Below are 12,345 nucleotides of genomic sequence, written 5' to 3'. Positions count from 1 at the left end.
CGCGGGTGTAGTTCAATGGTAGAACTTCAGCTTCCCAAGCTGACAGCGCGGGTTCGATTCCCGTCACCCGCTCCACCACGAAGGCCCAGGCCAGGGACAAGATCCCTAGACCTGGGCCTCTTTCGTATGGAGCCCTATCCGTACTCGTGTGCCATTAGCGTGCCATTAGGTCACCGGCACCAGCGCGCCGGCCGCCCCGTCGTCATCCTCGCCTCCGTCCTGGTCCCGCTCCGCTCGCACGAGCGCGTCAAGCCCGTCCGCGATGGCGCGATCTCCCTTGGCCGATCGGTGCTGATACCGGAGGGCTGCCCGCTCGTTGTCGTGCCCCATGCGCGCCATCAGGTTGCGCAACGAGACGCCCATGTCCGCGGCGAGGGTGTTCCCGGTGTGTCGGAGGTCGTGAAAGTGCAGGTTCGGCTCCCCGAGCGCCGTGACCACGTGGCTCCACCGCGTCAGCTTGTTGAAGCCGCTGCGCCGCAGTGGCCCCCCTTTGATCCCCGTGAAAACAAGGGCCTCGGCGTCTGGCCGGACGTACTTGTTCAGGTGCGCGACGAGGTGAGGGACGATCGAGGCCGGGAGTGAGACCGTGCGCATGCCCGCCTTGGACTTTGTCGGGCCGAGGATCATTTCCCCGTTGGCTCGCTCGACGTAGGCGCCCCGAACCCGGACGGTCCGGTTCACGGTGTCGATGTCACAGCGCCGGAGCGCGGTCACCTCACCCCACCGCAGGCTCGCGAATGCCGCGAGCAGCACCAGCGCCCGAAGCCGGTCGTCCTGGACGACGTCGGCATGTCCGTCCTCCGCCATCTTCCACAGCACCCGCTCAGCCTCCATTCGGGTCGGGAAGGTCTGCGGGAACCGGCGCATCACACCGTCCTTGACCCGATAGCGAAGCCGGTAGTCTCCCGAGTCGAGTTTCCGGATGTTCCCGACCGGCCGGACGCCGACCCGTTCCGCCAGCTCGAAGACCTGAGCGACGGTGAGGGTAGGTCGCTCGGGAGCGTCCTCCGTGCCGGCCCCACGCACCCGGCACGGGTTCCGGGTGAGGATCTTGTCTTCGTCGACGGCCGTCATGAGCACGGCCCGCAGGAGGCGGTAAGCCTTAGCCCGCGAGGTCGATGAGACGCCGGAATCGGCGAGGGTGGACAGCCAGTCGCGGACCATGGGCGTGCTGAGCTGGCCGAGCGCGACCGTGCCGAGGTGCGGTGCAATGTGCTTCCGCAGAAGCCAGCCGTACAGCTCACGTGTCCGAGGTCGAAGCTTCTGGCGCTGCTCTACCCACTTCGCGGCGTAGTCGCCGAGCTTGACCTTGGCCCGCTCCGGATCTGTCCAATCACCGCTGAGCATCTGGCCTTCCACCAGCGTCAGATAGCGATCCGCGTCCCGCTTGGTCGCGAACGTGTTCGGCGCGGTACGAATACGTCCGTCAGGGCCGGGATAGCGTGCCTGAAACCGGCCGGAGGGTAGTTTCCGGATGCTCCCGAATCGGCGGTGACCGTCCTTATTGGCCATCAGGCAGCCCTCCAGACGTCGGCGGACGTCATCGGCTCGACCAGTCCGGCGGAGACGTACTCACGGAGTGCGGACTCAGGGATGCGGATGTGACCGCGCTTGCCCGGCTCACCGAGACGTACGAAGCGGATGCGCCGCTCAGCGACGAGCCGACGAGGGAAGCGCGCCGAGGTGTTGAGGTACTCGGCGGCTTCCGCGATGGTCAACAGCCGTTCGCCCGGGTTGATCGGGAGTACCTGCCTGGTTGCCTTGCTCATGTGACCTTCCTGTCTGTTCCATCGAGAGTCGGCAGTGGTTTGCCGGTGAGGGCGGCGGTCAGGAGGGCTTCGCCGGGGGTGAGTCCTTGGCCGAGGTAGCGCCAGTGGGCGATGACGAGGACTTGGTCGTCGTCGAAGGGGAGGCGTCCGGTGGTGACGTCGTCGGTGTGGTGGTGGTTGTGGTCGATGCGGGCTTGGCGGAGGGCGCCGAGGGTGGTGGAGTAGCGGCGGGATTTGGTGGAGAAGTGGCCGCGGAAGCCGAGCATGTGGGCCCAGTCGGTGAGCCGGAGCCCGGCGAGCTCTTCCCGCTTTCCGAGGGCGAGGCATGCGGCGATGAGGCGCCGGGCGTGGCCGGTGACGGGGAGGTCTGCGAGGTCGTCGGTGGGGCGTATGCGTCGGTCGAGGGTGCCGACGCATTCGGCGGCTTTGGTGGCGTATTTGGCGATGTAGCCGGCGACGGCGTTGTCGGTCAGCTCACCGGACGTGGTGATCGGCCGGACATCGACTTGCGTTCCCCATCGCAGGGTGCGCGCGGGGATGCCGGCGCAGGCTGGGGAGGTGGCCGTCACGGCGCCTGCCGCGTGGTGGACGGCGGCGGCGAGGAGGTCGCCGGTTGCCCAGCCGGGGGGAGTGTTGTCCGGGCCGCCGGGTCCGTCGAGGCGGATCACCGCGTGGAAGTGGACGAGGCCGCGCCGTTGGTATTCGGCGACTTTGGCGAACGACACCGTGAGCACGTCGCGGAGTTCGCCGACTTTGAGGCCGGCCGTCCGGGCGATGTACCGGCGGAAGGCCAGGGTGAAGCGCCGCCATAGTTCGGGGGCGTGGGCGTTCCAGAGGACGGCGCCGGTGTAGTCGAAGCAGCCGGGGCAGATGGGTTGGCCGAGTCGTGGATCATCAGTGGCATGTCGGGCGGTGCAGGACACCGGCCGTCCGTGTTCACAGGTGCCGCCGTCGCGTCGAGGTCGGCACGGCAGCACCGTTCCGCCGGCCCCGGTCCGTCTGGTGTGCACCGGCCCGAAGGAGGGGGCGGTGAGGGTGACGAACGCGGCCGGGTGCCGGGTGACGGTGGTGGGGACGCCTTTGCCGCCGACGAGGCCGGCGTGGACGAGTTGGTAGGTGTCGGCGCGGTAGGTCTCGGCGCAGGCCGGGCAGCGGGAGGCGCGGCGGGTTTTGCATGCCACCCGCAGGACGCCGCCGGGTTCGCGGGCGGTGGTGTAGTGCCGCAGGATTTCGCCGGTGAGGGGGTCCAGGTGGGTGATGCGGCCGCGCAGGTGCACGGGTTGTGCGCATCCACCGGTTGCGCGGGCGCGGGCGGCCCAGGCGTGGAAGTCGGTGCGGTTGTAGCGGTTGGCCATGTCCCGTGCGGCTACCGGGGTGATGTGCGGGGCGGCGGCGGTCACGGTGGACGGGTCTCCTCATCCGTGCGCAGGATCGGGGGGCAGGCCCCGGCGCGGCCTGGTTCGAGGGCGACGGCCGCGCCAGGGCGAGGGGTTCAGAAGGCGGAGGTGAACCGCGACAGGGCCTCGGCCATGGTGGAGAGGCCGGTGGTGATGGCGTGGACGGTGTGGGCGGCGCTTTCGGGGTGGCGTAGGACGTACAGGCCGAGCACGAGCCAGAAGGTGATGAAGGCGCAGCGGCGCAGGAACATCGAGGGGATTCCTTCCGGTCAGAGGTGGCCGTGTCCGTGGCAGTCGGGGCAGGTGGTGCCGTCGGAGGCGATCCCGCCTCCGCCGCAGGTCCCGCACCGCCACCCGCAGGCGAGGACCAGGAGGGCGGGCATCAGGCCGCCCGCTCCGCGCCGTCGTGCCCGGTGTCGTTGTGGTCGGGGATGACGTTGGGGGCGTAGCTGTTGCGGGCGTGGTGTGCGCGGCGGGCGCGGTCGGGGATGTGGACGATGCTGTAGGCGATCCGGCCGAACATCCGGGAGGCCCTGTAGTGGCCGCCCTGGTCACGTTCGTCGGTGACGGGCTCTTCCAGGACGGCCGCCGTCTGGTCGACGAGGGCGGCCGAGGAGGTGTCGTCACCGGTGCGGGCGAGGACGATGAAGTCTTGGCCGTATTCGTTGACGGGGACGTCGGGGTGGGTTTCGAGGAAGTCGGCCAGGGCGCGCAGGCCGGTGATGGTCTGGTGGCGGGCGAACAGGTCACCGGGCACCATCGGGACGGGCCGGGGCGTGGTTGGGTCGGGCATGACGGGGGTCCTTTCGGTCAGGCGGGTGCGGTTTCGGTGCGGAGCTGGCGCAGCAGGTCGGAGGCGAGTTGGTTGGAGACCCCGAGGCGTGCGCGGAGGGCGTCGCGGGTGATGGGGCGTCCGTGCGCGTTGTGGTGTTCGGTGGCGACCCGCCGGGCGAACTCGACCAGCTCAGCCGCCGGCGACGACGAGGGCGCGGACGAGGGCGAGGCGGACGAGGAGGCAGACGCGGGGACGGGGACGGGGATCTCGGTTTGTCCGCCGGTCTCGGCGTCGTCCCGCTCGTCCTGGTCGAGGTCGGCCGGTAGTGCGTGCGGGACGGTCGGCGCCGTGTGGTTGCGGGTTTCGTCCCAGCGCACCCACGGCGAGGACGGCCCCGACCGCTCGGAGGACGACCGCGAGGAGACAGGCGCCGCGCTGGATAGGGCGGCGGGCGACTCGGACGGAACAGGACAGAACCGGGACGGGGCGGGGGACGAGGCGGCCGGGGACGAGGACGGCGCCTTGCCGGTGGTGCGGCGTTCGAGCATGGAGACCGCGACGAGGAAGGCGGCGGCGGGGGTGCCGGCGGTGATCCAGCCCCATACGGTCGGGTCGGCCTGGGCGAGGTTGGCGGCCAGGGACAGCAGGATGCCGCCGATCAGGACCCCGGTCGGCCACGACAGGCGCGCCGTCCGCCGTCCCGTCCGCTGGTCGCGCTGACGTTCCCGCGCCGCCATGACGCAGGTGAGGTCGATGCAGACCGCCACGGCCCAGGCCATCCAGCCGCCTTGTCCGTGTTCGGTGGCGGTGTCGCGGATGTGGGTGAACGACCCGGCCGCCGCGATGGCAGCCAGGACCACGACCGGCCCGGAGTCGGCCAGCGCCGCAACGGAGCGGCGCATCAGGCGGCCCGCCGGGAGGTGACGAGCGTCAGGAGCGCGGCCATCTCGGCGTCACAGCGGTGGGAGTCGGCCCAGTCCTCGACGTCTCCTGCCGAGGGGGAGGTGTAGGTGTCGGTGCACCGGTCGCACACCGCCACGTGCAGGCCCCGAAGGTCGTCCCAGCCGATGCGGACCGGCGGGACGATCGAGGACGAGGGATGGGACGAGGACGAGGGGGCGGACGGCTGGGACGGGACGGGGACGGCGCCGGGACGAAGGACGAGGATGCGCGCGGTCATCGAGGGGCCTCCAGACGGTTTCAGGTATGGGTCGGGTAGGGACATGGCGCAGAGGACGGGAGAGAAGAGCGGGAGCGGTGCGGGACGCGGGGGTTAGGCGGCGGGGCGGACGGCCGAGACGGAGCCGATGAGGGTGTGCCAGTCGGGGGTGAGGTGGGCGTGGTCGCGGGCGGCCTGCTCGGCCGCGGTTTCGGGGACGTACACCGACCGGGCGCGGTGCCAGGAGCCGTCTTGGCCGGCGACGATGCACACGCCGGGTGTCTCGGCGGGGATGGTGCGGGCGGCGTCGAGGGCGGCGGGGTCCAGGTCGCCCAGGGTCATGTTCGCGGTTTCGGGGTCGTTGACCCGGTGGCACACCCGCCCGGAAAGCTGTGCGCGCAGGGCGGTGACGCCGGGGCCGAGGTCGGACCCGATGCGCTGACCGCACACGATCAGATGCACCGCGAACGCCCGCCCGAGTTGCGCGACCCGCAGCAGTGCCGTTGCCGTTCGCGACACCTCGTCCTTCTCGCTCTTGTCGGCCATCAGGAACAGCTCGGCGACCTCGTCCACCAGGACCACGATCGGGATCGGCTGCAGGTCGTCCGGGAGCGTCCACACGTTGCGGGCGCCGTGCGTGCGGCACAGGGCCATGCGGGTTTCGACCTCGCCGACGAGATCGGTCAGCAGATCCACCGACTCTTTGCGGGTGGTGGCCAGCGCCGACAACCTCGGGGCGTAGGGGGTGAACTCCACCCCGCCCTTGAGGTCGAACCCGACGAGGGCGATGGGCTGGGGGGCCAGGCCCTTGATGATGGCGTTGGCGAGGTTGGACTTTCCTGATTGGGTGGCGCCGGCGTTGAGCCAGTGCGGGATGGTGCGGAAGTCGATGACCCAGTCACGGCCGTTCTCCAGCTTGCCGGGACGCACGGTCAGCAGCTCCCCGGTTTCAGGTTCGGCGGTCACCTCGACGAGGGGGTCACGCATGGTGGCCCACAGCGTGACGTAGCCGGGGCGGACGTCGACGACGCGGACGGAGTGGACGCGCCAGGCGTGCGCGATGCCCTCGGCGGCGCGTTCGTAGTCGGCGGGGACCTGTCCGTCGTGCAGCCGCAGCCGCATCCGCCATCCCAGCCGAGTCGGCCGAAGGACACCCAGGCGGGGAGCGCGCTCGACGTCGACCCGCCGCACCCGCCTCTTGTGCTCGACCACGGTCGCGGCGTTGCGGGACGCCGGGCCGACGACCGGGAGGGCGTCCAGGGTGAGGCGGAACCGGCGCCGGTTGCGGGTGAGCTTGCAGCCGGAGGCGACGTGATGCCAGGACAGGTACACCAGCACCGCCCGCGCCGGGAAAACGACGCCGTACCAGAACGACACCGGGTGCAACCGGCGCCAGGCCCACAGCCCGCCCACCACGACGGCCAGGACGACGAGCAGCGTCATCGACTCGTTCATCACCGGGCCGCCGTTCAGGCCACGTCCGCCGCAGCGGACCGAGCCGACGAGGCGGACGGGGCGGGCGAGGCGTCCGGCGAGGGCACCGCCACCGGACCGGCGACCACGACCCGCTCAGCGCGGAACGCTACCCCGAACCGCTTCTCACCGCCGATCACCTGCTCCCACGGGAAGGCCACCAGACCGACCGGCGTGACGATCTGACCGACGCCCACGGCCTGGTCACCGGGTACCGACACGTTCACCAGGTCCACCCGACCCGAGGAGTCCGCCGCCGACAGACCCACCGTGAACACCGTGTTCCCCGCCCGATCCACCTTCACCTCCCCCGTGTCCTGGTTCACCAGCTTCGGACGCGGCGGCGCCACACACACGAACGTCAGCGCCGACAGGTCCACCGGAATGTTGCGCATCTCGAACCCCTCCTGGAGTACTTGGTGTACTAAGCACGTTAACGCGCTAAGTGCGCATCGTCTACTATGAGCGCGAAGGAAGGAGGTTGTGATGGCGATCACACAACCGGCGTATGCGCGAGTGGCGGATGTCCTCCGGAGCCGGATCAACAAGGGCGAGTACGAGCCCGGCGACCTGCTGCCGAGTCAGCGGGAGTTGCGCGAGGAGTTCGACATCTCGACCACGACGGCGAAGGCCGCCATCGCCCAACTGGAGAAGGAAGGGCTGATCTACTCCCAGCAAGGCAAGGGCGTGTTCGTCCAGACCACGCGGGAGCTGCTGAGATACACCGCCGGACGGTACGGCCAGGGGCGCCCCCCGAACCTCACGGAGGAGGAGCAGGGGAACTACGCCTACGACGTCGAGGCCGAACGCCGTCAGGTGGAGGTCGCCGCCGGGATCGCCGAGCGTCTCGGGATCGAGGAAGGTGAGCGTGTGAGCGAGGCCGTCTACACGTGGACGCACGAGGGCGAGACGGTAATGATCAGCTCCCAATGGGAACCCTTGTCCATCACCGGCGGGACCCCGATCGAGACACCCGCGAGCGGCGACCGAGGACAACCCGACGTCATCACCCGCTTCGCGTCCATCGGGATCCACGTGACCGACGTCCGAGAGGACATCCGAACCAGGATGCCGACGCCCGACGAGGCGCATCGCCTCAAGATCAACGCTGGGGTGCCGGTGTTCCACATCCAGCGCACGCATTTCGCCGGTCAGACGGCCGTGGAAACGGCCGAAATCGTCATGCGCGGTGACCGCTTCGTTCTACGGAACGAGCAGGTCATCCCCATCGCTCAGTAGAGCCCCCAGGGACGGAGTCAGGCGGACCGCCGGCCAAGCTGTCGCTAGCCCCGCCCCCGGGAACCATCGCAAAGGAACCCCTGATGTCTGTTCCATCAGAAGACCCGATGCGAGGCGCAGGCACAACCAGCCCGCGCCCCCACCGAGAGTACCGATGGCGAACCGAGGCGCTCGCCCTCGTAGCTGACCTGAACGCCCGCGGCCTGAACGCGGTGGTGTGCGGTCACGGAGCCGTGAGGGCCATGAACCCGAACGGTGCGCCTGAGCCCGACAACCCTGAAGGTCAACTTCTGGCTGTCGGGCTACGACAAGAAGTCTGGTGCCGCCCGTACCCGCCCGAGGAGGGCGCGCTTTGGTGGTTCTGGGCTTGGTCCGGGGAGACCCGCACGTCCGAGCCGGAGCTTGAACCGCTGTGTCCACTCGCTGACACGCGCCAGGCAGCCGAGAGGATCGCCCACGTCCTCTCCCTGAGGGAGGTGGACGGCGGGTGATCACCAGGACGACCATGACAAACAGGGCGAGGCGGGTCGGCCGTGTCCTACGATTGCGCGGCCGGCGACGCCGCGATGACCGCATAGGCATGTGGCATCTCGACAACCTCGCCGCCGCCCTGGCGGCCAATGGGTGCCGCACAAGACGTGACTACAGGGAGTCGCCTCCCGTCCTCTACGTCCAAGCGCATGACGCCCAGCCCGCCGAAGTCGTTGCGATCTGGTTCGGACATTGGGTCTACGTCAAACGCGGGGAGCCCCGCGAAGCCTTCCGGTGCAAGAGCCCGGAACGGGTGGCCGTAGCTCTGGAGGCGGCCATGCGGGGCGGCAGCCATGGGTGACACAACCTCGGAAGTACAAGCCACCGCCCGCAGCTTCGCCGACCAGTACCCCGGAGTCCGTGTCTGGTTCGGGCTGCACACACGCAACTGGTGGGCCATGGTGCCGATGCACGACGGCCTTCGGCTGGTCGAAGCACCCGACCCTCGACAACTACGCGAGGAGATCATCAACGCGACGGCATGGCCCTGGCGGCAGAGATGACCCACTCCCAGCACGCGATGTACCACACGGGCGTCACGCTCGAATGCCCCGCTAGCTGCCTGGGGATCTACACGGTCGAGGACCTGCTACGCCTGCTGACCACAGCAGGTCACCTCGCTCTGACGGAGAAGTGGCGCACCAGCGGACCCCCGCACCGTGGCGACTTCCCCCCGCACAGTGAGCACTCCTTCAACTGCCCGCTCTCATGTCTCCGCCTGTCAGCCAAGGTCACCAACGCTCTCCGCTTCGACCGGAGCGGATGTGTGAGCATCGGTGATCTGATTCGCATCATCAAGCGCCACGAACTCAGGGAGGTCCGCAACATCGGCCCCCGCAGCGTCAGCGAGGTACGTGCCGCGTTGGTGGCCGCCGGGTTCGATGTTCAGAGCTACTCGGAGCTGAGCTAGACCAGACACCCACACGGCCCCTGGCGCTCTGCCGACCGGTTCAGCAGGCAGCGAGCGCCAGGGGTCGTCCATCTTCTCGGGGCACCCGTCAAGCATGTGATGGGACAGAGATGTCAAGCATGTCCCGGGACAGGACACAGGCCCAGGCCCCCACCGGATGAGAACTTTCTCTACGGTTTCAAGGGCGGCCCCAGGGGGCCGCCGGGCCGACTCGCCCACGGCGGGCATGCGGCCTCTTCGGGCCGACCCGCCGCAGGCGGCCGGCCAGCTCCACTGGCAAGCCCTGAGCCAGACAGAAGGCTCAATCCGCCAAAGGTAGGCCCTCCCATCCGTCAGCACCCGGAGACCGCCCACCACGTCAAGGCCAAGCCGCTACGCGGTCGGCAAGCCGAACTTTGACGCGCTGCTCGCTCTCCTTAGTTTGGGATAAGAGGAGGGCGGGGGAAGAGGTTATTTGGAGATCAGGACTATCTAGCGAGCCAGCTGGAATCTGGGGGTGTCCTCTGGATCTCCTGGATCTGGGCGAGCACGTTGGCTACAGCTTCCTGATCGCGAAGCGCTTTGCTCAGGAATGCCTTCAGCATCGATTCCTCATCATATTGCGGCATCCCATCTAGCTCGCCGAGGCCGAGTTCTTCGCGCACGTACGAGACCAAGGATTCCTCCGTCAATCGGAGAGAGGCGATTCGGAGAGTGGCGATAGCAATCGTGTGCTCAGATCGCCCAGGGTCGCGCTTGAGGAGCTTCAATATTTCAGCGCTGGTATCTAGGATCTGCATCGCAGTGTGGACGGTATCGAACTTCAGGGCTGTCAGGCGGAGACGTGCGGCGAGCATTCTCATGTCTCTGTGCAGGTCGCTGAGCTCGTCAGCGTTTAGTGCATCAGAACGAGGAGGGAGCGAGCGGAGACACGCTTCTCGTATCTGAGTGGACTTACTCACGAACTCGTTGGCAGCTAGGAGCCGAGCCTCACGGTACTTCTGGTTCTTTTCGTGTTCCCATTGGCGACCCTGGTTACGCGCAGCGAACCTTGAGGTCAGCGCGACGCCTCCTAGGGCAGCAGCTGCGGAAAGGACGGCCGTCGCGATCGTGAGCCACATGTAGGACAGTCTGCCAACAAGCTGGACGGACTACGTGCAATACCGGCATCCTGCCCACTCTCGCCCTACGATCGCCACGACGGGGCTGAGGTAGGACGGTGGTCGGGGGCGATCGCTGCCGCACCGCTTCCGGTCCTCAGAGCCTGGCGGCTCCTGCGGTCCGGGTCGGCTTGCCACCGGACTAGCCGACTCTTCTCGCTGGTCATGAGCGCTGCTGTACAGCAGCCGAGTACAGCAACACCGCCGTACACCACTCACCGCGCCGTAAGGAAACACATGTTGGAGCAGCGGGCGGAGGGTCTTACCTTGGGGGCGCATAGTTCGCATCCGGGCGGTACCACCCGAAAAGGGCATATCGGTTGGACGAGCGCGACGCGGGGGCCTCGCGGCTCACAGTCCCCCCGCCGGCCGGAGGCCGCGCTCGCGGGGAGCTGTCTGTGACGCGGTCTCGCCGTTCGCGCAGGCGCGCCCTTCGGGACGTGTGGGGTGCTAATGGCCTCGCTCACAACGGGGTTGGATGGCCTTGGCTAGGCAGGAGGTGCCGCGCTGGTCGGGAGAACCGTGGGGACGTCCCTTGACGGCGCTGGTCGTGCTACGGATTGGAAGGCCCACGGAGAGAGGTGACGGGCCGGACCGGAATGTCATTGTGACGGAGATACCGCTGCGCGTCTTCTGCCAGATTGCGTAGGCGCGGCCAGACAGGTGTCCCTTGATTTTCGTCACGGTGCTCAAGAAATGGGCGCGCTGCTTGCATCAGCCGAACAATGGGCAAAGCCCACATCTCCATTACGTCTTCACGGCGAATGTAGCGATTATTGTAGTAGACACCGAGAACGTCGAGGTAGGCGAGCGCGTTATTGATCGCTTCGTACTCATCCGCCGTCAGATCATCGACAGAGCGCCCAGTTGCAGCCATGTCATAGATCAGACGCCGACCTCGTTGCTTGTCGGGACTGACTAGTTGCTCGTGCATGCGCAAAAACAGGTCTCGTTTGTCTTTCCTGCGGCTGTGTATGAAGGCGTATAAACTGAGCACCATGGCGGTGCATGACAGGGCAGTCGCCAAAGTTAATCTCCAGTCCCAGGGAGGCGTTCGGTATTTGTGCACGTTGGAGCCACGACTATCGCCTTCCCCTGCAAGTCTCCCAAGAGACTGGGCGGTCGGTACACCCTCTGACGTGACCGGTGTCGGACCCGAGTAGGCAACACGATGTCAGCGTCAGGTCGATGACGTGGGGCCGCGAAGCGCACGCCTCAGGTACTTAGGAGGCTTACGGACGTCGAGTGGACGCGGGTTGTGGCTGGGGTTTGGGTGCCGCATCGAGGTGATCGCTTATACCGATCCCGTCGGCGGGTCTAGATGTGACCTGGACAGTGGAAGCCGAAGTCGTGCTGGGATCCCACCCATGAAGGTCTGTGCCCAATACATGCCGAGAATTGGAAGGGCAGGGATGTAGTAGCAGGTCAAGAGGGTTCGGCGGGGGGACTGTAAATCCGTCGGGGTGCAGGCGCTCCGTCACCTAGGTTGCGGTGCTGCCGCAGGGATTTCGGCGTTCAAGCCATGGCCGGCCCTGCGCTCCGGTTCCCCTCTGCCTTGGATGCTGTGGCGCCGGTCCGCTAACACGCTTGCTAACGGCGGCTCTGGACGAGGATGGACGCGCGTGGGGCCGACAGGCGGCCGAGGATGCCGCCGGGCAGGTCAGAGGACGTTTGTGGACGGGTGCGGATCTTGTTCGTGAGACTCGTAGAAATTCGCTCCCCGGCTTGGCGCTGCGATCGCGAAGGAAGGGTGAATGCCGGCTGTGGAGCCGGTGTGCGGGTCACTGCGATACGGTGCGGACGTGATCGGGGAAGGGGGAGCTCAGCTCGGCAGGCAGGCCGCGCAGCGCCTGGCTCTGAGGCGCCCCGGATCTTCCGGACAGGTCCCCAACTAGGGTTGGGGAGAACCGGAAGGGAAGGTCGTTGGCACGACAGAGGCGGCATTTCACCCAG

At 67.8% G+C, this 12,345-nt stretch carries 13 protein-coding genes and 1 tRNA gene; 3 read left to right on the top strand and 11 right to left on the bottom strand.

The genetic code is table 11. The features are described 5' to 3' along the window. Position 1: 1 nt before the first annotated feature. Positions 2–75, top strand: a tRNA-Gly gene (locus IE99_RS0128095). 90 nt (positions 76–165) lie between these two features. Here IE99_RS0128095 and IE99_RS0128090 read toward each other — a convergent pair. From IE99_RS0128090 to IE99_RS0128045, 9 genes are all read right to left on the bottom strand, one after another. Continuing rightward, positions 166–1,512 (bottom strand): tyrosine-type recombinase/integrase, encoded by a 1,347-nt coding sequence (locus IE99_RS0128090; protein ID WP_030177341.1) that lies wholly within the window; start codon positions 1,510–1,512, stop codon positions 166–168. Beyond that, positions 1,512–1,769, bottom strand: coding sequence for an excisionase family DNA-binding protein (locus IE99_RS0128085; RefSeq protein ID WP_051713461.1), 258 nt, complete (start codon positions 1,767–1,769; stop codon positions 1,512–1,514). Before IE99_RS0128085 ends, IE99_RS0128090 begins: the two co-directional genes overlap by 1 nt. Beyond that, a complete protein-coding gene (locus tag IE99_RS0128080; protein WP_051713463.1) occupies positions 1,766–3,124 on the bottom strand; it encodes a replication initiator in 1,359 nt (452 codons plus the stop codon). The genes IE99_RS0128085 and IE99_RS0128080 overlap by 4 nt, the downstream gene beginning before the upstream one ends. A 137-nt stretch (positions 3,125–3,261) precedes the next feature. Next, positions 3,262–3,417: a hypothetical protein gene (locus IE99_RS32525; protein WP_169744500.1), complete on the bottom strand. Its 156-nt coding sequence runs from the start codon at positions 3,415–3,417 to the stop codon at positions 3,262–3,264. A gap of 131 nt (positions 3,418–3,548) precedes the next feature. Next, positions 3,549–3,959, bottom strand: a complete 411-nt coding sequence (locus tag IE99_RS0128070; protein ID WP_030177335.1) for a hypothetical protein — start codon at positions 3,957–3,959, stop codon at positions 3,549–3,551. Between the two features lie 17 nt (positions 3,960–3,976). Next, a complete protein-coding gene (locus tag IE99_RS29880) occupies positions 3,977–4,843 on the bottom strand; it encodes a DUF2637 domain-containing protein (protein ID WP_037560231.1) in 867 nt (288 codons plus the stop codon). Further along, positions 4,843–5,121 (bottom strand): hypothetical protein, encoded by a 279-nt coding sequence (locus IE99_RS0128055; RefSeq protein WP_030177326.1) that lies wholly within the window; start codon positions 5,119–5,121, stop codon positions 4,843–4,845. Before IE99_RS0128055 ends, IE99_RS29880 begins: the two co-directional genes overlap by 1 nt. Positions 5,122–5,214: 93 nt before the next feature. After that, a complete protein-coding gene (locus IE99_RS0128050) occupies positions 5,215–6,555 on the bottom strand; it encodes an FtsK/SpoIIIE domain-containing protein (RefSeq protein ID WP_037560230.1) in 1,341 nt (446 codons plus the stop codon). Positions 6,556–6,569: 14 nt separating this feature from the next. Further along, the gene (locus tag IE99_RS0128045; RefSeq protein WP_051713459.1) at positions 6,570–6,968 is read right to left on the bottom strand and encodes an SCO3933 family regulatory protein; all 399 of its coding nucleotides are present in this window, start codon (positions 6,966–6,968) and stop codon (positions 6,570–6,572) included. Positions 6,969–7,089: 121 nt separating this feature from the next. Between IE99_RS0128045 and IE99_RS0128040 the strand changes: the two genes are divergently transcribed. Together IE99_RS0128040 and IE99_RS0128030 are read left to right on the top strand one after the other, a co-directional pair. Further along, complete coding sequence (locus IE99_RS0128040) at positions 7,090–7,812, top strand: GntR family transcriptional regulator (protein WP_169744499.1); 723 nt, start codon at positions 7,090–7,092, stop codon at positions 7,810–7,812. A 1,012-nt stretch (positions 7,813–8,824) separates the two neighbouring features. Next, on the top strand, positions 8,825–9,253 hold the full coding sequence (locus tag IE99_RS0128030; protein ID WP_030177319.1) for a DNA-directed RNA polymerase subunit alpha C-terminal domain-containing protein: 429 nt from the start codon (positions 8,825–8,827) through the stop codon (positions 9,251–9,253). Positions 9,254–9,720: 467 nt separating this feature from the next. Here IE99_RS0128030 and IE99_RS32230 read toward each other — a convergent pair whose 3' ends face one another. Together IE99_RS32230 and IE99_RS32225 are read right to left on the bottom strand one after the other, a co-directional pair. After that, the gene (locus IE99_RS32230; RefSeq protein WP_157610534.1) at positions 9,721–10,353 is read right to left on the bottom strand and encodes a hypothetical protein; all 633 of its coding nucleotides are present in this window, start codon (positions 10,351–10,353) and stop codon (positions 9,721–9,723) included. Between the two features lie 592 nt (positions 10,354–10,945). Further along, positions 10,946–11,392, bottom strand: coding sequence for a DUF4760 domain-containing protein (locus tag IE99_RS32225; protein ID WP_157610533.1), 447 nt, complete (start codon positions 11,390–11,392; stop codon positions 10,946–10,948). Positions 11,393–12,345 lie beyond the last annotated feature (953 nt).

Origin of the sequence: Spirillospora albida, from assembly GCF_000718255.1 — a bacterium.
GTDB lineage: Bacteria > Actinomycetota > Actinomycetes > Streptosporangiales > Streptosporangiaceae > Spirillospora > Spirillospora albida.
The sequence above is the reverse complement of the archived record's forward strand: the minus strand, read 5'-3'. Positions and strand labels throughout refer to the sequence as shown.

Coding starts and splice junctions, on each gene's coding strand:
- IE99_RS0128090 (WP_030177341.1), bottom strand. CDS start 1,512: ATGGCCAATAAGGACGGTCACCGCCGATTCGGGAGCATCCGGAAACTA.
- IE99_RS0128085 (WP_051713461.1), bottom strand. CDS start 1,769: ATGAGCAAGGCAACCAGGCAGGTACTCCCGATCAACCCGGGCGAACGG.
- IE99_RS0128080 (WP_051713463.1), bottom strand. CDS start 3,124: ATGGCCAACCGCTACAACCGCACCGACTTCCACGCCTGGGCCGCCCGC.
- IE99_RS32525 (WP_169744500.1), bottom strand. CDS start 3,417: ATGTTCCTGCGCCGCTGCGCCTTCATCACCTTCTGGCTCGTGCTCGGC.
- IE99_RS0128070 (WP_030177335.1), bottom strand. CDS start 3,959: ATGCCCGACCCAACCACGCCCCGGCCCGTCCCGATGGTGCCCGGTGAC.
- IE99_RS29880 (WP_037560231.1), bottom strand. CDS start 4,843: ATGCGCCGCTCCGTTGCGGCGCTGGCCGACTCCGGGCCGGTCGTGGTC.
- IE99_RS0128055 (WP_030177326.1), bottom strand. CDS start 5,121: ATGACCGCGCGCATCCTCGTCCTTCGTCCCGGCGCCGTCCCCGTCCCG.
- IE99_RS0128050 (WP_037560230.1), bottom strand. CDS start 6,555: ATGAACGAGTCGATGACGCTGCTCGTCGTCCTGGCCGTCGTGGTGGGC.
- IE99_RS0128045 (WP_051713459.1), bottom strand. CDS start 6,968: ATGCGCAACATTCCGGTGGACCTGTCGGCGCTGACGTTCGTGTGTGTG.
- IE99_RS0128030 (WP_030177319.1), top strand. CDS start 8,825: ATGGCCCTGGCGGCAGAGATGACCCACTCCCAGCACGCGATGTACCAC.
- IE99_RS32230 (WP_157610534.1), bottom strand. CDS start 10,353: ATGTGGCTCACGATCGCGACGGCCGTCCTTTCCGCAGCTGCTGCCCTA.
- IE99_RS32225 (WP_157610533.1), bottom strand. CDS start 11,392: ATGGTGCTCAGTTTATACGCCTTCATACACAGCCGCAGGAAAGACAAA.